A 22058-nucleotide genomic window follows, 5' to 3' on the forward strand; every position below is an offset into this window, starting at 1 on the left:
CCTCGATCACCGGATCGAGCCGCGCCGCCGTCACGGAATCACTTGCGGCCGAGGCGGATCTTCCACGCGTCGGGGCCCTGCTGGACGTAGCTGATGTCGATGGCGTCGCCCTCGATCTGCACCAGCTGGGCGAGCAGCGGCTTCGGGTCGTGCGGCGCCTTCAAGATCATCGCGGCACCCGGTCGGACCTGGTGGAACGCGCCGATGACCGAGCCGTGACGAATCGCGTGCGGGATGGCGCTGGCGTCCAGTTCGGGGAGTCCGTGCTCCTCTTCGCACTGGCAGGTGGAGGCGGCCTCGGTGATGGGCAGTTCCTGCATGGTGGGTCCTTCCGTAGTCGGTGTCGCCCATTTAATCACAAAGTAATTGTGAGAAAATATTGTGACCGTATGGTTCTGTGGACGCCGAGGGGAGCGTGATGATGAACACCGAATCCACGCTCGACGGCACGCGTCGTCGGGTACTCGACGAGATCCGGACCGCGTCGATTCCGCCGACCGTCGACGAACTCGCGGCGGCACTCGACCTGCATCCGAACTCGGTTCGGCTGCACACCTCGGCGCTGCGCGATGCCGGCCTCGTCACGCAATCCAGTCGCGGTGGCGGTGGACGCGGCCGGCCGCTCGCGGCCTACTCCCCCACGATCCGCGGCGCCCGCGCCGGACACCGGAACTACGAGGTGCTCGCCGAGGTCCTCGTCGACCATCTCGCGACGTCTTCGGACGACCCGTCCACCGCCGCCCGAAACGCCGGACACGCCTGGGGCGCGCGCCTCGCCTCCGACCGGAACGACACCACGGCACTGACGCCGACGATCCTCCACGAGCTCGGCTTCGAACCGGACCACCGCGGCTCGACGATCGAGCTGCGGAACTGCCCGTTCCGCGAACTCGTCGATTCGCATCAGCGGGTGGTCTGCGCCCTGCACGCGGGAATGCTCGACGGCCTCGCTGAGCGCGACGACGCTCCGGTCACGCTCGTGCCCTTCACTTCGCCGACGTGCTGCACGGTGCGGTTCGACGAGTAGCCCCAGCAGAAACCTGCCAGCACGGCGTGTCGGATTCGTCGGCGTGTCGTCTGACACCTTGCTGATCGAGCACCTCCGGCGCGCAGCGCCGCAGCGTCATCGAGATCAACCATCCAGCGAAACCTGCCATCACGGCGTGTTGGATTGTTCGGCGTGTCGTAACCCCTTGCCGATCGAGTAGCTCCGGCGCGCAACGCCGCAGCGTGATCGAGATCGGCCCTCCCATAGAAACCTGCCACCACGGCGTGTCCAGATTCCCGGCGTGTCGCAACCCCCTGCCGATCGAGTAGCTCCGGCGCGCAGCGCCGCAGCGTCATCGAGATCGACCCCTCCAGCAAAACCTGCCACCATGGCGTGTCGGATTTCCTCGGCGTGTCGTGTCCGCCAGGGCAGCCCTCCATTTCCGTATCCGAAAATGTCAGACCCCCTCACTACAATCGAATGTGAGTTCGATGACAGATTCGGAGGGTGTCATGGCAACGACAACAGCAGAACGAACCAGTTCGACCCGCTCGTCGGTGGTGGTGACCGACGACGCGATCCAAGTGCGGATCCCGCGACCCGACACGGCAGGACCACAGTCGGCCAGGGCGGCCACACTCGCCTTTGCCGCCCGAGCGGACTCCTTCCAAGGGCTGGTCCTGTGGCACCGGTACGAGGCCATCTACGCGCTGTTGGTGGCGCGGATGGCGCAGGCCGACGCGAACGGCGCGAACACCGAGTACACGCGGGTCTACGACCCGCTGTGCCAGGTCGCTGCGTCGTACGCGGTCGCCGCCGGGGTGCGGCAGAGGTCGGCGGAGCACTTCGTCGAAGCCGCCCAGGCATGCTTCGAGAAGATTCCGACGGTGGGGCGTCTGCTGCGCGACGGACTGATCACCCCGGCATGGTTCACCCGGGTCGTCGAACAGACCTCCCTGGTCATCGACCCCGACCTGATGGCGTTCCTCGATGCGGAGATCGCCCACCGCCTCTCCACCCTCGGCGGCCTCACCTCCAAGCGCGTCGAGGACGCCGTCAAGGTGATCGTCGCCGAACACGACCCGGACGCGGTCATGCTGACCCGCGAAGAAGTCACAGCGCAGAAGAACGTGATCGTGAACCCCCTCAACGAGGGCATGTCGGAGGTCATCGTCACCACCACCGCCGAGGACGCCATCCTCATCAAAGACGCCCTCGACGCGGTGATCGCCGGAGTCTGCCCATTCGATCCGCGTACCCGTGGGCAGTTGCGCTCCGATGCGGCCGCCGCCCGCCTGACCGGTGCCCCGTTCGTCTGCGCGTGCGGTCGTGAGGACTGTGCCGCCGAACTGTCGGACGAGGCTGTGGCCGCCCGCTGCGCCCGCGTCGTCCTGCACGTGGTGGCCCGCAAGGACACCCTCGACGGCACCTCCACGCTCCCGGCGCTGCTCGACGGCTACGGTCCCATCTCCGCCGACCACGCCCGCGAGCTCGCCGCCCGCCCGGACGCGGTCCGCCGGGAGTTGAACCTGGATGAGTTGATGGATCATCAGGCCCAGCCGGGCAACCCGTATCGGCCGACGGCCGCGTTGGACACCGCGGCGCGCGCCGTGCACGGGACGTGCTCGTGGGTCGGGTGCGATCGTCCGGCGTGGAAGTGCGACCTGGATCATGTGACCGAGTTCAATCACGCCGACCCCGCCGCGGGCGGTGCGACGTGTGCGTGCAACCTGAACCCGAAGTGCAAGTTCCACCACGGTCTGAAAACCCACGCGGCCGGCTGGCTCGACGATCAGATCGTCGGTGCGGACGGGGTGATCTGGACCGAGATCACCACCCCCGAAGGGCTGACAGTGCGGAAGCAGGCCGCGAACGGGTGGCTGATTCCGGAGTTGGGTTTGATTCCGTGTTCGCATGGCGGGGCGACACGCCCGGGTTCCGGACACGCCGAGGGTGCACCGGAACCGGGGCGGGCGCGTACTCGGTTGGAGGCCAAGCACCGGTACCGGATGCGGCAGCGGGCGGCGAACCGCCGGGCTCGCGAGGCCGCGATCGCGGCGATGGAGGCCGCCGACGGCGAGCCACCGTTCTGACAGAACTCGATCCTCGTTCACGGCGCTCGGCGATGACACGCCGAGCGCCCCGACACGCCGTGATGGACCGAATGGGACCCGTTCCAGCCCGCGGCGATCTCGATGACGCTGCGGCGCTGCGCGCCGGAGCTACTCGATCAGCAAAGGGGTAGGACGGCGACACGCCAGCGAATCCGACACGCCCTGGTCGGTCCCTTTCGGCCGGGTGCCTCAACCCCGATGCTGCGACGAGTACTCCGGGTTGGGCCGCATGTCGATGCCACTGGCGATCGGCGCGGTGCCGCAGTCTTCACTTTCGCACGAAACCGGCGATGTCCTCGCGGCGACCCACCACCGTCACGCGACCGCCGTCGCCGGGGTCGGGGTCCGGTAGCACACCATCGGGGTCGATGAGGAAGAGGTCGTGACCGTCGAGGGTGAGTCTGCGGATCGCCTCGAGAATCATGCGGCGCGCGACGTCGCCGACCGAACCCACGCGGACCAGGCTGATCGCAATGCGCTTCTGCTCGGGCGGGTCGTCCTCGAAGTCACGGAGGATCCGCTCGGCACCGGCGAACCGGATCGAACCCTGCAGTGACACCACCTGCACGGCGAGCGGGCCGTGTCCGAAGACCCGTCGACTGCGCACCACCGACGGGCCCGGCGGCGGGACCTCCATCAGGTGCATGCCCATGTCGGACGTGAAGCGCTGGAACAGGTCGACGCCGCGGACACTGTTGCCGTGGTCGTCGAGGCGCGGCGAGAAGGTGGCGAGGCCGGCCTGCCCCGGCAGAGCTCCGATGAGCCCTCCGGAGACACCGCTCTTGGCGGGGATGCCGACGCGCGTCATCCAGTCGCCGGCACCGTCGTACATTCCACACGTCGCCATCACGCTGAGCGTCTGGCGGACCGCCGGCGCGGGCACGACCGGTGCACCAGTCCGCGGGTTGACACCCCGGTTGGCGAGGGTCGCGGCCATCAGCGCGAGGTCTTCGACGGTGACACGGACCGAGCACTGCCGCGTGTATCCGCTGACTGCGATCAGTGGATCCTCGTCGATGATCCCGTTGGCGCGCAGCATGTTCGCGAGTGCCCGATTGCGATACGCGGTGGCGATCTCGGACTCGTACACGGCCTCGTCGACGTCGAGAGGTCGGCCGGCGAAAGCACTGAGTCCGTCGATGATCCGCTCGATCCGATCCTTCGGGTCGGCGCCGCGGCGGCCCGCCAGGGTGTGTGTGGCGATGGCGCCCGCATTGATCATCGGGTTGCGGGGGCGTCCCGTGCCCTCCTCCAGCGACATGTCGTTGAAGGCGTCGCCGCTCGGCTCCACGCTGATCTTCCCGAGCACCTCGTCGAAGCCCCGGTCGGCCAACGCCAGGGCGTAGACGAACGGCTTGGAGATGGACTGGATGCTGAACGCGACATCGACATCGCCCTGCGAATACAGTCGCCCGTCCTCCGTGCAGAACGCCGCCGCAAGGAGATCGGGATCGGCATCTGCGAGCTCGGGGATGTAATCGGCCGTCGCACCGGTGGTGTCGGACTCGACGGACTGCAAGGCCTCGGCGAGGTAGTCAGGAATCGGAGAGCGCACACTCGCACGGTACGTCGTCTGCGGCCGATTCGGTCACTCCCCGGCGGAGGGCCGTTCCGATGTCAGGTCGACGACGAGCCGCGCCACCAGTTCAGCTCGCCGGCCAGGTGACCGCGACTTCAGGATCGGCAGGATCGCCAGGTATCGCTCAGACCTGCTCAGCGAGTGGAACGCCGCACCGGCCGCCGGGCTGTCAGCGAGTGCGGTCGCCACGTCGCCCGGTGTCGCGGCAGTACGCTGCGATTCGTAGGCGGCATTCCACCGGCCGTCTGCCTTCGCTGCGTCGACCGCCGCGAATCCGGCCGGACGGACCCGCCCCGCCGCGGCCAGCGCTTCGAACTTCTCGACGTTGATCTTCGACCACGAACTGGTCCGACGCCGCGGCGAGTACCGCTGCAAGAAGCTGTCGTCGTCGTTCGAGCGCCGCTGGCCGTCGATCCACCCGAAGCAGAGGGCACCGTCGAGCGCGTCGCCGATCGAGAGCCCACCGGCCTTCGACCTGCTCTTCGCGATCCGCAACCAAGCTTCGGCAGCAACGTCGTGGTTCGCTTCCAACCAGCGTTCCCACGCATCACCGTCGTCGAAGACCAGGATCTGATCGGGCTGCGTCATCGGTTGATCGTAGGTGCCGAAGCCTGTCAGACGTCCGACAACTCCACGTCCCGCGTCTCCTTGACCGCGCACACCGCGAGGAAGGTGAGCGCGCCGGCGACCGCCAGGTACACGCCGACCCAGCCGACGCCGTAGCTGTGGACCAGCCACGTCGCGAGGAACGGAGCGACCGCCGCGCCGAGGATCGACGCGAAGTTGTACGCGATCCCCGACCCCGTGTAGCGGACGTTGGTCGGGAACAGTTCGGGGAGCACCGCGCTCATCGGCCCGAAGGTCAGACCCATCAGGATCATGCCGACCGACAGGAAGACGAGCATCACGGTCTCGTCGATGCCGTTCGGGTCGAGGAACCAGCGGAACGACAGGCCGAAGACGATGATCGCAGCGGTGATGATCAACAGGACCGGACGACGCCCGTAACGGTCCGCGAGCCAGCCGGAGACCGGCACGAACGCCGCGAAGAACAGCACCGAGATGAGCTGCAGGGTCAGGAAGTCGGTGAACGAGATGCTCAGCTTGATGCCCGACGCGTCGACCACCTTGCCGGTTCCGTACGACGTGACCCACGTCGTCACGACGTAGAACAGCGTGTACGTGGCGAGCATGACGAAGGTGCCGATGATCAGCTGACGCCACGACGAGCGGACCACCTCGGCGAGCGGGGCGCGGACCTTCTTGCCTTCGGCGACGGCTTTTGCGAAGACCGGGGTCTCAGTGAGCTGCAGGCGGACGTACAGGCCGAGAATGACGATCACAGAGCTGGCGAGGAACGGAATGCGCCATCCCCACGTGAGGAAGGCGTGGTTGGTGGCGGCGGTCTTGGCGTCGAAGTCCATCCACAGCATCAGCAGCAGGAACAGTCCGTTGGCGAACAGGAAGCCGATCGGCGCACCGAGCTGCGGCCACATCGCGGCCCAGCCGCGCTTGCCCGGTTCGGAGGTCTCAGTCGCGAGCAGCGCGGCTCCCGACCACTCTCCGCCGAGCCCGAGTCCTTGGCAGAAGCGCATCAGCGCGAGCAGTGCGGGCGCCAGATAGCCGACCGAGTCGAACGTCGGCAGCAGGCCGATGATGAACGTCGCCGCGCCCATCGTGAGGAGCGACCCGATCAGCGTGGCCTTGCGACCGATCCGGTCACCGAAGTGCCCGAACAGCATCGAGCCGATGGGGCGTGCGACGAACGCGAGGCCGAAGGTGGCGAATGAACTGAGGAGCGCGGCGGTGTCGTCGCCCTTCGGGAAGAAGAGCGCCGGAAACACCAGGACTGCGGCGGTCGCATAGATGTAGAAGTCGAAGAACTCGATGCTTGTTCCGACCATCGACGCGATGATGATCCGCGATCGCGGTACCGCCTTCATCGCTGCGAGGTCGGCCTCGGAGACTTCACCGGTGGGAGCTGTCATCTGCTTGTCTGACACCGGCTGAGCGTACAACCGCGCCTGTTGCGGCGATCACACGACCGGGCCGACACGCATCGCCACTACCCCGAGCGGCGGAGTTCCGCTCGGCGCGCGAAACGATCAAAACGAGAGTTACGCGCACAAGCGTGACTGTGACTTCGACTACTCCGAAACTCGATTCCAGTCCACATCACACGATGTGGTGACGACGACGAGAATCGAGACGACGATGCTGGTAGCCCTCGGCCTGGGGATGGTGGCCACGTTCATGTACCTGATCATGACGAAACGTGCGACGCCGGTCGTCGCCCTGATCCTGGTGCCCGTGGCCTTCGGACTGTTCGCCGGTGCGGGCCTGGGCATCAGCGACATGATCTCCGACGGCATCAAGGACCTGGCACCGACGGCGGCGATGCTGTTCTTCGCCATCGTCTTCTTCGGCATCATGATCGATGTCGGGCTGTTCGATCCGATCGTCAGGGCCGTCGTCCGTCTGGTCCGCAATGATCCGGCTCGGCTGGTGGTCGGCACCGCGATCCTCGCTGCGGTCGTGTCCCTCGACGGCGACGGATCCACCACGTTCATCATCGTCACGTCGGCGCTGCTTCCGCTCTATCTGAAACTCGGGGTGAGCCCGGTGGTGCTGACGGTGACTGCGGGCTTGGCGAACGGAACGCTGAACATCCTGCCGTGGGGCGGTCCGACCGCCCGCGCCGCCGCCGCGCTGAAGATCGACGCCGCCGACGTGTTCGTCCCGATGGTGCCGTCGCTGGTCGTGGCCATGATCGTGGTCCTCGCCTTCGCGTACCACCTCGGACTGATGGAGCGACGCCGCATCGGCCGCATCGAGATCCGCGAGTCGATCCTGGTCGGCGCCGGCGTCGCCTCGGGGGGATCGTCGACAGACGGCCCGTCGAACGACGGCCCCATCCGCCGCGCCTCCGGCAGCGCCGATCTCGGCGACGAGTACACGGCCGGCGGCGGGGAAGGCGACGCCTTCTCCGGAGTCCTGGATCCCCATCGTGCGACGCTCCGCCCGCGACGCCTGTGGGTCAACGCGGCCCTCACCGTCGGACTGCTCGCCGTGCTCGGCGCCGACGTCATCGCCATTCCGGTGCTGTTCATGATCGCCGCGGGCCTGGCGCTGGTCATCAACTTCCCGCACATCAAGGAGCAGCAGGCGGCGATCACCCGACACTCGTCGTCGATCGTGTCGGTGGTCGCGATGGTCCTGGCCGCGGCCGTCCTGACCGGCGTCTTCACCGGCACCGGTATGGTCGAGGCGCTCGCGCACTGGCTGACCGGTGCGATCCCCGACTGGATGGGCCCGCATCTGGCGATCGTCACGGGCCTGCTGTCGATCCCGCTGACCTTCCTGATGAGCAATGACGCCTTCTACTTCGGCGTGCTGCCGGTTCTGTCGGAGACCGCGTCGCGGTACGGCATCGACCCGACGGAGATGGCGCGCGCCTCGATCACCGGGCAGCCGTTCCACATGCAGAGCCCGCTGGTGCCCGCCATCCTGCTGCTGGTCGCACTGGCAGCCGTCCCGCTCGCCGATCACCACAAGAAGGTGCTGTGGCGTGCGGCCGTGGTCTCGGTGACGATGCTCGGTGTCGGCGCGCTGGTCGGCGCGATCCCGTTCTGAGATCCGCGTTCTCATCAGCGACGCACCGCCTACCCTGACTCGCATGCTCCACGACGCGCGCCCGGCCCCACGGACCGGGCGTGTGTCGTTGGGCATGCAGATCCTGCTCCTCCAGATCGCAGTGTTGGCGGTCAGTCTGGGAGTCGGCTTCGGCTGGCACATCAGCACCGTCGACGACAGCCTTCGCGACGAGTACGCACAACGCGCGCTCGCCGTCTCCCGCGCGGTGGCCGACGACCCCGACGTCCGGATCCTGCTCTCGCAGTTGCAGGGCACTCGCCTCGACGCTGCGGCATTGCGCAGCGGGACGCTTCAGCGTGAGGCCGTCGCCGTCGCGCAGCGGACCGGCGTCCTGTTCGTCGTCATCGCCAACCGGGACGGCATCCGCGTGGCGCATCCCGAGCCCGATCGACTCGGGCAGCACGTGTCGACCGACGCCGGCGACGTCTTGTCCGGTGATGACGTCGTCGACACCGACCGCGGCACGCTCGGCGAATCGGTGCGCGGTAAGGCCGCGGTCCGGGACGCCGACGGCCGCGTGATCGGCTTCGTCAGCACCGGTATCTCGACCGAACGGGTGCGGGCCGCGACGTGGCGCGACATCCGCATCGTCGTCGGGCTGGCGGGCGTGGCACTCGCGATCGGCATCGTCGGGTCCGGTCTGCTCGCGCGGCGCTGGCGTCGCCTGACACTCGGGCTCCAACCCGACGAACTCGTCGACCTGGTCGGACAGCAGCGCGCCGTCCTCCATGCGCTGGCCGACGGGGTCCTCGCGACCGACGAGACCGGCCGCCTCCGGATGATCAACGACCACGGGCGACGACTGCTGGGCGTCGAGGCTCCACTCGGAACCGACGTCGACGATCTCGGGCTGCCCGATCGGCTTCGGGCGCTGCTGCGGAACGAGCAGCACTCCCCCGTCTCCGCGACGGTCGGCGACCGGATCGTGCTGGCGACGTCACGGCGCATCGAGGCCGACCACCGCGACCTCGGCATGCTGCTGTCGGTGATCGACCGCACCGATGTCGAGGAACTCACCCGCGAACTCGGCTCGGTGCGCACGATGAGCGAGGCACTGCGCGCACAGCGGCACGAGACCGCGAACCGCTTCCACGTGCTCGCCGGACTCCTCCGTCAGGGCGACGTCGATGAGGCCTCCGACTATCTCGCCGAGATCGCAGGCACCCGCGGTCGTGCCGGAGTGGCCGGCCTCGACAACGTGCAGGAACCGCACCTGCATGCCTTCCTGGATGCGAAGGCCACCCTCGCGCGGGAGCGGCGCGTGCAGTTGACGCTCGGTCCGCAGACCTGGGTGGACGGCGATCTCGTCGATCCGGTCGCGGCCACGACGGTCATCGGCAATCTGATCGACAATGCGGTCGACGCGGCGGCGCCGGCCCTTGACGCCGAGGACGGTCGAGTGGACGTGGAACTGCTCGGCGACGGCAGCACACTGTGGGTCACCGTGGCCGACTCCGGTGCCGGCATCGCCTTCGATCGACCTGACGATGTCTTCGTCGACGGGATGACCTCCAAGGACGGCACCGGCATCCCCGGCGGCCGCGGCATGGGCCTCGCGCTCGCCAGACAGTTGTGTCGCCGCGATGGCGGCGACCTGACCGTCGCCGATTCCGGCGGCGGATCGTCGGACCTGGGCGGTGCGGTGTTCGTCGCAGAGATGCGGCATGCGGTGAGTGAAGGAGTTGAGCAATGAAGGAGACGGGAATGGCCGGACCGCTCGACGAGATCCGAGTGCTGATCGTCGACGACGACTTCCGCGTGGCGCGACTGCACGCATCCATCGTCGATGCACTCCGCGGATTCCGAGTCGAGGCGCAGGTCGGCAACTGTGCGGACGCGCGCGCCGCGGCAGCCGCGGGCACCGTCGACCTGGCCCTGCTCGACGTCTACCTGCCCGACGGGTCGGGCATCGACCTGGTTGCCGAACTCCCCTGCGACAGCTTCGTGGTCGGCGCCGAGTCCGGTGGCGAAGCGGTCCGTCGCGCCACCCGATCGGGGGCGCTGACCTATCTGATCAAGCCCTTCGAGGACACCGAGTTGGCGCGACGGCTCGCCGGCTACGCCCACTATCGGCGGCTGCTCGCCGAGGACGACGTCGATCAGCAGCGCGTCGACGAAGCGCTGTCGGCGATACGCTTCGGCCGCGTCGGGCGGGACCGTGCCGACGCGTCGTCACCGACCGAGACGAGAATCCTCGAGTTGTTCACCGGGCCGGACGTCGTGCTGTTCGCCGACGACGTCGCCGACAGGGTCGGTATCGCCGCCCCGACCGCACGTCGTCACCTGGCGCACCTGATCTCCGCGGGCCGACTGCGCATGACACTGCAGTACGGCGGGACCGGTCGTCCACGGCAGGAGTATCGGCTGCGTTAGGCAGTCGCTATGCCCTACTGTCGGCACTGTGCAGCCACTGTCAGCCTTGGCCGAGCGCTGCTGCCGACGGCGGGAGATAGTTCTCGACGACATCACGGACGACGTCGACATCGACGCCGAAATACTGATGAATGAGAATGTTTCGGAACCCCCGTATTTCCGGCCAGGCAATTTCCGCGTGCGACGCACAGACTTCCGACGGAAGATGATTCGCCGCCTCGCCGATTATCTGTAGATTTCTTTCGATCGCGTCCTCGCCATTTCAACCAGCTCCGGACGATCGGAACCTAGTGACGGGAGGTACCTCTCACATCGAGCGATCGTATCCAATATGTCAGCGATTCGACGTTCAGTCGATCGACTCATAGAGCGATCGCATCCCGTAACGCCGATTCTGACACCGGATCATTCAGAAGTTGAGCCGGAAATATATCGATGTCGTCGCGACCGAACAATCGTCGAGTCTCTTCCATCAGTCCCGATGCGCGCATAAGGATGTTGCCATCGAATGCATCCATGTCGACGAGAATGTCGATATCGCTTCCCGCATGCGCCGTCCCGTGTGCGACGGATCCGAAAAGCCGCGGGTTGCGCGCACCGTATTTCGCAAGGAGCAGCAGGAACTCACCACGTCGATCGTCTATCGCCGCGTACAGCGCCGAAGTTTCCGGCGTGACCACTACGTTCGACATGCTCTCACGATACCGATTATCGCGGGGACCGTCGTATCGCTCCTACCACGTCCTCAGCACGAACTACTCCCGAACCGCCGGAAACACGGTGATCGTCCGCGAGTCGACGGCGAACGGCCGCCCCTGCGTGAACCCTGTCGCGTACGGGAGTCGTTGCGCCTCCACGCCGGGGCGCAGCGGCAGCAGGGTGAGGCCCGGTACGTTGTCGCGAGCCAGTGCCAGGAAGTCATCCGAGTAACCGACGCACTCCACTCCCTGTGCGACGCGGTGCTCCGGGTCCGGTTGCGGACCGATCCGCACTGCGACGCCGTCGTTCCGCTGCACGACGACGCGCGACGGATCGTCGACGTCGAGCCGGACCGAGTACGGTCCGCACGACTTCAGGGCGGCTCGGCCTGTCGGCAGCGTGTCGACCACCCGTCCGTCGGCGGCGATCACGAAGGTCTCCACCGCGGGATCGATGAACTGTGATCGCGCGAGCTGCGTGATCCCGTCAGCTCCGACCAGCCAGCGGCCGGTGTCCGGTTGGTACGAGACACGGTTGATCTTGATCCACTGCATCTGTTCGATCGGCCACCGTGTCCGGCCGAAGGTGAAGGGCAACGTGACGCTGAAGTCTGGCGCGGCCGTCGTGACCGGGACCGCGCCAACCCGAGGTGCGCTCGGCGAATACAGCGCCGTCACCTGGTCGACCCGGTTCGCCAGCCGTCCGTCGGCGTACTGCAACGATCCGACAGCGGGTCCCCACGCACCACTACGGGGTCGGATCACCTGCGCGGACGTCATGACCCAGTCGGCGCCGGCGGCCAGACACTCCCCGACTCCGGCGTTCAAGCCGGGCGGGGTGAATGGGGTTCCGTCGACGATCGAGATCACCCGGTCGGGACGGATCAGCCAGTCGCCGCAGACCGTCGGATACGTGGCAGGAGTCCCGGAGCCCTCCCAGAGGATGCGCCCGTCGACGGTGCGGATACGCTGCGTCGGCCTCCCGTCATCCGTCTGCCCGGCCGGTTCGGTGATCACGGTGCGGGTGCCGCCTGGGACCACCCGAACATCGGGCGGATAGGTCGCGACCTTGCGCCCGTCGAGGGAGTACAGGGTTGTCGGACCATTCAGTGTCTCCGCAGGCTGCGACGCGAAGCCGTCGGAGAGGAGCGTGACGGTGCAGTCGCATTCGGCGATCACGGCACCGGTGGTCGCGTTCCGAACCGCGGAGTGGACGAACCGTGAGTCCGTGGTCACCATCTGATCTCCCCGACTGAAGACCGGTCCTCGAGGTTCTGGCGCCAGCATCTGTTGGTCCGCGGGGAACCGCCACCGCACTTCCCCCGTCTCCGAGATGACGCGGCGTGCGCCGTTCACACCGATCACCCACCCGTCGGCCAGCGGCATCGGTTCGACGAGTTGTCCGAGTGTGTCCTCGACTGCGCGGACATCCCGATGCCCGGTCTCCAGATCGATGATCGAGAACGTCGCTCCGATCTGGCACCCCAGCACGCCGGAGCGAGTGCGGGCACAGGCGCCGCGCTGCGCGCGGAAGTCGTCACCGACCGTGCGCCCCGCAGCATCCTTGATCGAGAAGCTGAAGCCGTTCTGATCCCCGGTCCGGATCATCCACCGGTTCTCCGACGCCGCGATGAGCTCCCCGCGGACGGTGTAGATCTCGGCGGGTGGCCGGGTCCAGTCTCCGTCGGCCGCGGGCGGTGCCGAGTGCACGGGGCCGGCCCCGAGGTCGGTGGTTCGTGGCGGATCCTCGCGGGGCGTCGTCGCGACGAAGGCCGCGATGAGCCCTCCGACGAGCACCAGCGCTCCGCCCGCGAACAGCCACCATCGCGCTCTCCCCCGCATGATCTGCCTCACGTACCGACTATCGGTCAATTGATCGCAGCTGCAACACGGAATCGGCTGATCGTGCACAATGGCCGACATGTCGAGGCGTCGCAGGACCGCGATCGGCATGGCGATCGCCGTCGCGATGGTCGTGTCGGGGTGCGACTCGGGTACGGCGGGCTCGGGCGACACCACAGCTCTCGACCTCGGTCGCGACTGTCTCGCCAAGGAAGCACCGACCCTCGATCTGCAGAAGCCACTTCGCGAACGCTGGCACGTGAAGGCTTCTGCGATCGTCCCCGAATGGCAGGTGGTCGACACGGTCTCGCTGATCGACATCAATCCGGATTCAGATCGCAACGCGAGCCCGGCCACGACGACGCGGCCGATTCTGTGCGGTCACACGTTCGTCGTCGTCGCACCGTCGATCCTCGGTGAGCAGCCCGCAGAGCAGCAGACGATCGCCGGCATCGACGTGTCGACGGGCTCCGTCGCCTGGCGGGCGCCCTTGGCTGCGCACGCGAAGTGCGCGCAGATGGGTGAGCGCTTCGGTTGCGTCGCGACACTGCCCGACCACGTCTCCGTGCAGGTCTTCTCGCCCGTCGGCGGCGACACGCACGAGTACCGTCTCCCCGCGGCCGACGCCGCCGTCCCCGTCTCAGACGGCATCGTCACCGCCATCGCCGACGGCGATCGCACCCGCATCACGAAATACAGCGCCGATGGCCAGGCGTGGAGCAGTACGACTCCGGTCGGCCCGTCGACGTCCCGGCACGACGACCTCGTCCTGCAGACGGTCGGGGCCGACTTCGCGATCGTGCACCGGACCTACGGGCGGTCCGCCGCCGTGTTTGCGACGCGCACCGGGAAGGTCGTCGCCGAGGTGCCATCGCGAGCGAGCAATTTCGCTGTGAGCGCGTTCCCGGGTCGCCGAGTGATCGCGAACGCCGCCGACGGTGCCGTGATCGTGGACGAGTCGGGGCGGACCGTCCGGCGTCATCCCGGGGCCGGACTCGGCGACGCCCAAGGCTGGCCGCACCTGCAGTCAGCCGCGGCCGGCGCACAGGTCTACGCGTTGCAGGACGGCCTGTACGACGTCGAGACCGGGCAGAAGTCACCGATCCCTCAGCAACTGCGAATTCCCGGACAGCCGCCGTCGCCGCCGTATACCGCGATTCTCGGACCGGTCATCGGACGAACCGCCTGGTACACGGCACAACCGACGAACTCGTACGCCTCGCTCGCCGATCCCCGAACGGCCGGCGTCGACACCGTCACCGGCAGGGTGCGCTGGGTGAGGCCCGCCCGGACACTCGGAAGTTCGGCCGGGCCGATCATCGGTACGACGACGCTGCTCGTCGATACGGTGGGGAACCGAACCATGCTCAGCGCCGTCGCCGCAGGCACCGCCCGCGCCCTGTGGTCGCAACGGCTGGGTCCCGGTGACGTCTCACCGGTGGAGACCCGCGGGGCCTTCGACATCGACGTGCACGGCGTGAACCTGACCCAGTACGGAATCTCCCTGTGGGGTGCCCGGTGACCTCACCCGGCGTGCCCGTCGATCGCACTCGGCAGGCGTCGCATCACGCCTTCTCTGCGTCGCCGAACTCCCTCACCAGCGAGGTCATGGTGCGGGCGACACAGTCGGCGTCGCATCGTCCCGCTTGAAATCCGCCGCCGCAGGCGATGAGTTCCTGCAGGACCGGGAAGAGCTTCACCGACCGGGTACCGAGCGGCCTCATGCCGCGGCCGGCCGCTTCCTCCTCCGCTTGGAAGCTGTGAACCGCGGCGATCATCGCGTCGGTCATCTCCTTCACCGCGACATCGCCGTTCAGGAATCCGGGTCCCATGCTGATCGGCACGTCGATCGCGGCCTGGATGCGGTCCGCCTGCTGCTCCGATTCGATCGTCTCCGGCATGGTGTGCTCCTTCACGCTCGACTACGGACCCCATTGTCCTCCGGCGTGGACCTCCGCGTCGGATCAGCCGATTCTGCGGCGAAGGTCCGCAATGAGATCCTCCCCTACTGAAATCGATGATTCATCATCGCGCCCACCCGCGACCCGCAGTGTGTGTTTCCCTCGATGTCATGGAGGTGCGCCACGTCCGCAAAGTGTCCATCGAATTCAAGCGCAAGTACCGGCTGTTCAACGACGACGGTCGAGGTCGGCCCGGCGCGGTCACCGGCTATGCCGAAAAGCAGTTGACGGCGAGCGACGAGTTCACGCTGTACCGAGACGACACGCGCACGGAGCAACTCGCTGTCGTCAAAGAGAGCAGCGCCGGCTTCCTCGCCTCGTTGACCGGTTACGAGGTCTTCACACCGGGAGGAGGTGGCCTCGGCACCTTCGGCGTAGTGACGAGCAGATCCATGCAGCGCACGACGTGGCAGTTCGACCAGCCCGGACTCGGGCAGCTCACCGGCACCGAACGCAGCCTCGCGACGGCCCGATCCCGACGGGTGATCGCGTTGCTCGGCGACGTCGCGGGCGAGGTCGTCAACTCGGTGATGAAATACCACTTCGATTTCGCCGACATCGACGGCACCATCGTCTTCAGCGTCGAGAAGCCGAAGGTGTTCGACGACTGGTATCGGCTGGTGCTGCACGACGACTCGGTGGATCCGCTATTAGTGTCGGCGCTGGCGATCACGATGGAGGCTCGGTCGCGGTGAGCGCTCGCTGCGCTCGCAGGCGGCACTCGACCAACCTGAGAGGCCGAGTCTGACTGTGATACGAAGAATCCCGCTCCGACCGAAGGTCGAAGCGGGATTCTCGAAGTGGAGCTAAGGGGACTCGAACCCCTGACCCCCACACTGCCAGTGTGGTGCGCTACCAGCTGCGCCATAGCCCCGTGTTCACTTGTGCGCACCGGATTGTTTGCCTCTCCGAGTGCGCTAGCTAAGTTACCCCACCCGCTTAACCGGCACCAAATCGCCTGGTCAGAGTTCGATCGCCGAAGGCCGCCGGGTCACCCGAAGACGAGGCTCACGACCGCTTGATCGTCAGGCTGCTCATGCCGCTGAGGGCACCGGTCACCATGATCACGTGCCCGCCGGGACGCGCAGGCGACCCGGCCTTGTCCTTGATCGACGACCAGCCGCTCTTCGCGACGGCGTCGTACCGAACCTCGTGCTCGGGACCGACCCGGAGTCGGACGGTCGACGCGCTGACCTGAAGCTGCAGTTCGACGACGGGCGCGGCGAACGTCGCGAGCCGGTAATCGAGCTCGAAGGTGCCCATCTCGCCGGTCAGGATCGTCCGGGCAGGCACCGTCCACGCGCCCTTGCGGCGCTGCGACTCCCAGTCCGCGGTGATGGTCTCCGGAACGTGCGCCACCGGTGGCACCGCAGCCACCACAGCGTCTGCGACGGCCGGCGTGTCGGGGAAGAGCAGCTGCGCATTCGGCAAGTCGGCAACGACACCGCGGAGGTCGCCGCGCGTGCGCGCTTCGTAGATGGTCCCGGACCGCTCCTCGAACTCGGTGATGTCGAGGTAGCCCTGGGAGAAGGCGTCGTTGATCAGCCCGATGGCGCGCTCCCGTTCGGGATGCCCCACTCGGACGTCGTCGTCCGGGTATGCCTGCGTCACGACAGTCACCTTACGGAAGACTGTCGTCCGTTCGGGCCACTCCCCTACTTGGTGGGGCGCGCCCCGGCGAGGATCTCGTCGAGCCAGCCCGGGCCGCTGCCGATGTTCTCGACCTGCTTGCCCGCGAGCAGGACAGTCGGCGTCGCAACCTGGCCCTCCGTGGAGTTGCTCAACTGTCCCTTCGACGCGTCGGCCATGGTGCGTGCCTCGTCGACCAGCTTCCCCGCGGCGATGCAGTCGCGGCTCACCGGACTGGCACCGTTGGCGACCGCTAGATCGGCGATCTTCTGGTTGTCGAGGTCGTCGTTCCAGCGCTGGAAGAGCGCGGAGTGCAGCTTCCAGAACACCTCGCGGTCGTCGTTGCGGGCCACGCACAGGGCTGCGCCGGCGGCGCGCGACGAGTAGTCGCCGGAGTCCGAGGCGCCGTCGAGGAAGTTCAGCATGTGATAGCGGGCGCGGATCTTGCCGTCGATCACGTTCTGCCGAATCGCGGCGCCGGACTGCTTCTCGAACTCGCTGCAGTGCTCGCAGTGGAAGTCCTCGAAGATGTCGATGGTGATCGGCGCCGCCTTGTCACCGACGATGAACGACGCGTTCTCGGCGAGGACCTTGTCGTCGACAGGCGGATACGACTTGTTGTTCATCCAGATGAAGCCGCCGACGACGAGCGCGATCACGACCGCCAAGCCGATACCGACATACAGGTACGACGACGCTCCCGCCGCCTGCGGCTGGTAGTCGGGGTTCTCGCGCGGTTTCTTGCCGTTGGTCACGGTGTCGACTGTAGCGGGAGGTCACGGGGGCTGGTGCGACCCAGCCTGCGGCGGTCTCGATGTGGTCGTCGCTCCGCTCCTCCCGTACTCGACCAGCGTGAGGGAGCCCCAGTGTGGGGTCAGGGGTTCGAGTCCCCTTACCCCAGCACCGAGTCCACCAGCGCCTGTGCCTCGGCCTGGACCTGCGCCAGGTGGTCGGCGCCGCGGAACGACTCCGCGTAGATCTTGTAGACGTCCTCCGTGCCGGAGGGACGGGCGGCGAACCAGGCGTTCTCGGTGGTGACCTTCAGCCCGCCGATGGCGGCGCCGTTGCCGGGCGCCTCGGTGAGGATCGCGGTGATCGGCTCCCCGGCGAGCTCGGACGCCGACACCTGACTCGCCGAGAGCTTCGCAAGGCGAGCCTTCTGCTCGCGGTCGGCGGGGGCGTCGATCCGGGAGTAGGCACTGGCGCCGTACTTCTCGGCGAGGTCGACGTACCGCTCCGACGGCGTCTCACCGGTCACCGCCAGGATCTCGCTCGCGAGCAGGTTCATGATGATGCCGTCCTTGTCCGTCGACCAGGGCCGGCCGTCGAAGGTGAGGAACGACGCGCCTGCGCTCTCCTCGCCACCGAAGGCGATGGTGCCGTCGAGCAGACCGTCGACGAAGAATTTGAAGCCGACCGGGACCTCGACCAGCGGCCGCCCGATGCCTGCGGCGACGCGGTCGATGAGCGACGACGACACCAGCGTCTTGCCGATGGCAGCGGCCTCGCTCCAGCCCTCGCGGTGAGTGAAGAGGTAGTCGATCGCGACTGCCAGGTAGTGGTTCGGGTTCATCAGCCCGGCGTCGGAGGTGACGATGCCGTGGCGGTCGGAGTCGGCGTCGTTGCCGGTGGCGATGTCGTACGACTCGCGCGCGGCGATCAGCGAGGCCATCGCGTTCGGGGAGCTGCAGTCCATCCGGATCTTGCCGTCGGTGTCGAGCGTCATGAAGCCGAACGCCGGATCGGTGTTCGGATTGACGACCGTCATCGAGTCCAGACCGTAGTAGTCCTTGATCTCGCCCCAGTACGCGACGGACGCGCCGCCGAGCGGGTCGGCGCCGATGCGGACGTCGGCGGCGCGGATCGCGTCGATATTGACGACTTCACCGAGGGCGGTGACGTACTCACCGAGGAACGGGTAGTCGATCACCAGCTCCGAGATGCGGGCACGCTCGAACGGAACTCGCTGCACGGCGAGCAGACCTTCTTCGAGGATCTCGTTGGCGCGGGCGGCGACCACCGAGGTGATGGTGGAGTCGGCCGGGCCGCCGCTGGGCGGGTTGTACTTGAAACCGCCGTCGGCCGGCGGATTGTGCGACGGGGTGACGACGATCCCGTCCGCCTGCACACCGGGGTTCTCCCGGTTGAACCGCAGGATCGCGCGGCTCACCGCGGGGGTCGGCGTGAACTGGTCCTCATCGGCGGTGAACACCGAGACGCCGTTGCCGACGAGCACCTCCAGGGCACTGCGCCACGCCGGGATGGAGAGGGCGTGGGTGTCGAAGCCGATGAACAGCGGCCCCTCGATGCCTGCCTTCTCGCGGTGCTCGACGATCGCCTGCGTCATCGCGAGGACGTGCGCCTCGTTGAACGCGCCGTCGAGGCTCGAACCGCGGTGGCCGGAGGTGCCGAAGACGACGCGCTGGTCCGGGTTCGCCGGATCGGGCTTGATCTCGTAATAGGCGTTCTCGACGGCCGCCACGTCGATCAGATCGTCGGCGGTCGCGGGGGTGCCAGCTCTCGGGTGTGCCATGCGGTTGATTCTGCCACCGCGCCTCCACCGACACCGGTCCGACGACCGAACGACGCGATCCACCGGTTCCCGACAGATCCCGGATACTCTGACGACGACTCACCCGTGACCGTGGAGCGAGGAGCCTCGTGTTCTCAACCAGCCTGCTGGCACCGATTCGCAGCCGGACCTCGCCCGATCTGGCGGTCCTCATCCTCCCCGGCGGCACCGACTTCAGCTATCGCCGATTCTCGCCGACGCAGGGCTCCGCGCTCCGGATGTACCCGTTCACTGCATCGATCCAAGCCCGATTCGGGACCCGCGTCCGGGTGAAGCAGGCGCAGTACCGGGTCTACGGCTGGAACGGCGGTCAGGCCAGCCCGATGCCGCATGCCCGCGCCGCACTCGACGCCCTCGCTTCCGAACATCCCGGCGTTCCGATCGCCGTCATCGGGCACTCGATGGGCGGTCGGATCGCCGCCCTCCTCGGCGACGATGAACGGGTCACCGACATCCTGGCCCTGGCCCCGTGGTGGCAGTTCGCCGACTGGCGCCACATCCGCGACGGTGTCCGGGTCCGCGCGATCCACGGCGACGCCGACACCGTCACCCGAGCACCCCGCACCGCGAAGGGCATCGCCGAACTCGCGGCCCGTGGGTTCGACGCCGAGTACCTCGCGGTCCCCGGCGGCGGCCACCCGATGCTCGACCACCTCGACGTGTGGCAGGGCGGTGCCCTCCGCTTCGTCGGCGAAGCCCTCGAACGGTCGCGTCGATGATCGGCCCCGTCCTCGCCGCGAGAGGGCTCGCCCGGCAGTTCGGCGACCACCTGGCCGTCACCCACGCCGATATCGACCTGCACGCCGGCCGGATCACCGGACTCGTCGGACCCAACGGCGCGGGTAAGACAACCCTTCTGCTGATGCTCGCGGGCCTGCTGGAACCCGACCGCGGCACCATCGAGTTCGACGGGACCGCCGTGGAGCACGCGAAGCTGCGCGCCGCGATCGGCTGGATGCCCGACGCGTTCGGCACCTGGGAGTCGCTGACCCCGCGGGAGATCCTCGTCGCCTTCGGCAGGCTGTACGGGATGGCCGCGACCGACGCCGACCTCCGCGCCCGAGAACTGCTGACGTTGGTGCACCTGGAGGATTTCACCGACAGCCCCGCGTCCGGACTGTCGCGCGGACAGAAGCAGCGTCTCGGGCTGGCGCGCGCCCTGGTGAACCGGCCCCGGATCCTCCTGCTCGACGAGCCGGCGTCCGGGATGGATCCGCGCTCGCGCATCGAGCTCCGCACGCTTCTCCGTCAGATGGCCGACGCGGGAACCGCCGTGCTGGTGTCGTCGCACATCCTGGCCGAGCTGGACGAGATGTCCGACGACATCGTCATGATGCAGGGCGGTGCCACCCGGATCCCCGAGCCGAGCAGGCACGCGTCGTGGCGGATCCGCCGGGTGGGCGACGCACCCGACCGCGCCGTCACCGTCGAACTGGCCGACGACGCCGCGGCGGCCGCCTACCTCGCCAAGCTGATCGCCGACGGCCACGCGATCGCCGAGTTCACCCGGGTCGACACCGGCCTGGAGCAGGTCTACCTCGACCTCGACGCCGACAGGACCTGACATGAATGTCTCCGCCATCACCACGATCGCCGGCCTCGAGGTCCGCCAACGCATCCGCTCCACCCGCTGGCGGTGGACCCTCGGGATCCTGTTCGCGCTGATCAGCGTGTTCATCCTCGGGACGCTGTACCTGACCGTCGGGGTCGCCGACGAGGACTACGCGACGTGGTCGCACTACCTGTTCGACCTCGCGCTCGGACTGGTCCTGTTCCTGGGCCTCGCCGCCGCCCCGACCATGTCGGCGACGTCGATCAACGGCGACCGTCGCGACGCGACCCTCGCCCTGGTGCAGGCCACGCCCATCACGTCGGCCGAACTGACGATCGGCAAGCTCCTCGGCTCGTGGCTCGCATCCTTGACGCTCATCGGCGTCGCCCTGCCGTATCTGATCTGGGGTCTGTTCACCGGTCCGATGGCGGTGTGGTCCGGAATCCTCGGCATCGGCGTCACCGCGCTGCTGCTGGGCTGCTACTGCGCGCTCGGTCTCGGGTTCTCCGCCCTCACCGTGCGGCCCGCGGCGTCGGCGATGCTCACGCAGGCCACCGTCCTGCTCCTGCTGATCGGCCTGCCGATCGGCTTCGGGATGTCCGTGCCGATGTCCATCGCAGAGCACACCGTGCCGTACGCCAAGGTGGACTACCGCGACTCGTCCAACGTGGCCGACAGCTGCGTCGACTCGACGGCGACGCAGAGCTTCGTCCACACCGAACGCACCTGGTGGCTGCTGCTGCCGAACCCGCTGCTGGTGGTCACCGACGCCGTCGCAGGCGGCATCGACCGCGACTCCCGCCTCTCCGGCGAAGGCGTCTCGCTGTTCCCCGCGATGGGGCAGTCGTTGGCGCGCTCGGGCCCCAACCTCGCGGGCCGCACCTGCGCCGATCTCGCCACCGACGGGGCGCGCGAGGACTGGAACGACGCGAACGAGCGCCACGACATGCGCTTCATCGGCCACAGCTGGTACCTGGGGCTGCTGGTCAACGTGGTCATCGGCGCGCTGGGACTGTGGGTCGCGATCCGCAGACTCCGCGTCCCCGCCCACCGTCTGCCGAGGGGTGTGCGGGTGGCGTAGCGTCGGGGATACCGA

Annotated in this window: 21 protein-coding genes and 1 tRNA gene; 10 read left to right on the forward strand and 12 right to left on the reverse strand. The window is 67.8% G+C overall.

Features of this window, described 5'->3' with window-relative positions; all coding sequences use genetic code 11:
- Nucleotides 1-38: 38 nt before the first annotated feature.
- Nucleotides 39-320 (reverse strand): DUF2249 domain-containing protein, encoded by a 282-nt coding sequence (locus tag ACH46_RS14675; RefSeq protein ID WP_062393578.1) that lies wholly within the window; start codon nt 318-320, stop codon nt 39-41.
- A 98-nt stretch (nt 321-418) separates the two neighbouring features.
- Between ACH46_RS14675 and ACH46_RS14680 the strand changes: the two genes are divergently transcribed.
- Nucleotides 419-1027 (forward strand): helix-turn-helix transcriptional regulator, encoded by a 609-nt coding sequence (locus ACH46_RS14680; RefSeq protein WP_157851062.1) that lies wholly within the window; start codon nt 419-421, stop codon nt 1025-1027.
- A 473-nt stretch (nt 1028-1500) separates the two neighbouring features.
- Entirely contained in the window at nt 1501-3081 is a 1581-nt protein-coding gene (locus tag ACH46_RS14685; protein WP_062393580.1) for a DUF222 domain-containing protein, read from the forward strand.
- Between the two features lie 289 nt (nt 3082-3370).
- Here the strand turns inward: ACH46_RS14685 and ACH46_RS14690 are convergent, their stop codons facing one another.
- The 3 genes from ACH46_RS14690 to ACH46_RS14700 are packed head-to-tail and all read right to left on the reverse strand — an operon-like array spanning nt 3371 to nt 6624.
- A complete protein-coding gene (locus ACH46_RS14690; protein ID WP_062393581.1) occupies nt 3371-4657 on the reverse strand; it encodes a glutaminase in 1287 nt (428 codons plus the stop codon).
- Between the two features lie 33 nt (nt 4658-4690).
- Complete coding sequence (locus ACH46_RS14695; RefSeq protein WP_062393582.1) at nt 4691-5269, reverse strand: YdeI/OmpD-associated family protein; 579 nt, start codon at nt 5267-5269, stop codon at nt 4691-4693.
- A gap of 26 nt (nt 5270-5295) precedes the next feature.
- Complete coding sequence (locus tag ACH46_RS14700; RefSeq protein ID WP_062395481.1) at nt 5296-6624, reverse strand: MFS transporter; 1329 nt, start codon at nt 6622-6624, stop codon at nt 5296-5298.
- 244 nt (nt 6625-6868) lie between these two features.
- Between ACH46_RS14700 and ACH46_RS14705 the strand changes: the two genes are divergently transcribed.
- From ACH46_RS14705 to ACH46_RS14715, 3 genes are read left to right on the forward strand one after another with little or no spacing between them, the layout of a single operon-like run.
- Entirely contained in the window at nt 6869-8314 is a 1446-nt protein-coding gene (locus ACH46_RS14705; protein WP_236995103.1) for a CitMHS family transporter, read from the forward strand.
- A 43-nt stretch (nt 8315-8357) separates the two neighbouring features.
- Nucleotides 8358-10028: an ATP-binding protein gene (locus ACH46_RS14710; protein WP_226995635.1), complete on the forward strand. Its 1671-nt coding sequence runs from the start codon at nt 8358-8360 to the stop codon at nt 10026-10028.
- The gene (locus tag ACH46_RS14715) at nt 10025-10708 is read left to right on the forward strand and encodes a response regulator (RefSeq protein ID WP_226995636.1); all 684 of its coding nucleotides are present in this window, start codon (nt 10025-10027) and stop codon (nt 10706-10708) included. Before ACH46_RS14710 ends, ACH46_RS14715 begins: the two co-directional genes overlap by 4 nt.
- 40 nt (nt 10709-10748) lie before the next feature.
- Here the strand turns inward: ACH46_RS14715 and ACH46_RS21645 are convergent, their stop codons facing one another.
- From ACH46_RS21645 to ACH46_RS14725, 3 genes are all read right to left on the reverse strand, one after another.
- The gene (locus ACH46_RS21645) at nt 10749-10955 is read right to left on the reverse strand and encodes a HepT-like ribonuclease domain-containing protein (RefSeq protein WP_226995878.1); all 207 of its coding nucleotides are present in this window, start codon (nt 10953-10955) and stop codon (nt 10749-10751) included.
- 115 nt (nt 10956-11070) lie between these two features.
- Nucleotides 11071-11400, reverse strand: a complete 330-nt coding sequence (locus tag ACH46_RS14720) for a nucleotidyltransferase family protein (protein ID WP_062393584.1) — start codon at nt 11398-11400, stop codon at nt 11071-11073.
- A gap of 63 nt (nt 11401-11463) precedes the next feature.
- Nucleotides 11464-13260, reverse strand: a complete 1797-nt coding sequence (locus tag ACH46_RS14725) for a hypothetical protein (protein WP_157851063.1) — start codon at nt 13258-13260, stop codon at nt 11464-11466.
- Between the two features lie 67 nt (nt 13261-13327).
- On the opposite strand from ACH46_RS14725, the gene ACH46_RS14730 reads away from it, so the two are divergent.
- Nucleotides 13328-14770, forward strand: coding sequence for a hypothetical protein (locus ACH46_RS14730; protein ID WP_157851064.1), 1443 nt, complete (start codon nt 13328-13330; stop codon nt 14768-14770).
- 43 nt (nt 14771-14813) lie between these two features.
- Here ACH46_RS14730 and ACH46_RS14735 read toward each other — a convergent pair whose 3' ends face one another.
- Nucleotides 14814-15149 carry a hypothetical protein gene (locus ACH46_RS14735; RefSeq protein WP_157851065.1) on the reverse strand — a complete coding sequence of 112 codons (336 nt, stop codon included), beginning with the start codon at nt 15147-15149 and terminating at the stop codon, nt 14814-14816.
- A 170-nt stretch (nt 15150-15319) separates the two neighbouring features.
- Here ACH46_RS14735 and ACH46_RS14740 point away from each other — a divergent pair, with 170 nt between their 5' ends.
- A complete protein-coding gene (locus ACH46_RS14740; RefSeq protein ID WP_062393588.1) occupies nt 15320-15904 on the forward strand; it encodes a hypothetical protein in 585 nt (194 codons plus the stop codon).
- A 106-nt stretch (nt 15905-16010) separates the two neighbouring features.
- On the opposite strand, the gene ACH46_RS14745 is transcribed toward ACH46_RS14740, so the two are convergent.
- From ACH46_RS14745 to pgm, 4 genes are all read right to left on the reverse strand, one after another.
- Nucleotides 16011-16083: transfer RNA gene (locus ACH46_RS14745), tRNA-Ala, on the reverse strand.
- A gap of 134 nt (nt 16084-16217) precedes the next feature.
- Entirely contained in the window at nt 16218-16820 is a 603-nt protein-coding gene (locus tag ACH46_RS14750; protein ID WP_062395486.1) for a DUF1707 SHOCT-like domain-containing protein, read from the reverse strand.
- A 44-nt stretch (nt 16821-16864) separates the two neighbouring features.
- The gene (locus ACH46_RS14755; RefSeq protein ID WP_062393589.1) at nt 16865-17593 is read right to left on the reverse strand and encodes a DsbA family protein; all 729 of its coding nucleotides are present in this window, start codon (nt 17591-17593) and stop codon (nt 16865-16867) included.
- A 137-nt stretch (nt 17594-17730) separates the two neighbouring features.
- Nucleotides 17731-19371, reverse strand: a complete 1641-nt coding sequence (gene pgm / locus ACH46_RS14760) for a phosphoglucomutase (alpha-D-glucose-1,6-bisphosphate-dependent) (RefSeq protein ID WP_062393590.1) — start codon at nt 19369-19371, stop codon at nt 17731-17733.
- A gap of 128 nt (nt 19372-19499) precedes the next feature.
- Here pgm and ACH46_RS14765 point away from each other — a divergent pair, with 128 nt between their 5' ends.
- Genes ACH46_RS14765 through ACH46_RS14775 form a run of 3 tightly spaced genes read left to right on the forward strand, consistent with a single transcriptional unit; the run spans nt 19500 to nt 22043 of the window.
- The gene (locus tag ACH46_RS14765; RefSeq protein ID WP_082399690.1) at nt 19500-20129 is read left to right on the forward strand and encodes an alpha/beta hydrolase; all 630 of its coding nucleotides are present in this window, start codon (nt 19500-19502) and stop codon (nt 20127-20129) included.
- Complete coding sequence (locus ACH46_RS14770) at nt 20126-20974, forward strand: ABC transporter ATP-binding protein (RefSeq protein ID WP_062393591.1); 849 nt, start codon at nt 20126-20128, stop codon at nt 20972-20974. The genes ACH46_RS14765 and ACH46_RS14770 overlap by 4 nt, the downstream gene beginning before the upstream one ends.
- A gap of 1 nt (nt 20975) precedes the next feature.
- The gene (locus tag ACH46_RS14775; RefSeq protein ID WP_062393592.1) at nt 20976-22043 is read left to right on the forward strand and encodes an ABC transporter permease; all 1068 of its coding nucleotides are present in this window, start codon (nt 20976-20978) and stop codon (nt 22041-22043) included.
- The last annotated feature ends 15 nt before the right edge of the window (nt 22044-22058 follow it).

Origin of the sequence: Gordonia phthalatica, assembly GCF_001305675.1 — a bacterium.
Classification (GTDB): Bacteria; Actinomycetota; Actinomycetes; order Mycobacteriales; family Mycobacteriaceae; genus Gordonia; species Gordonia phthalatica.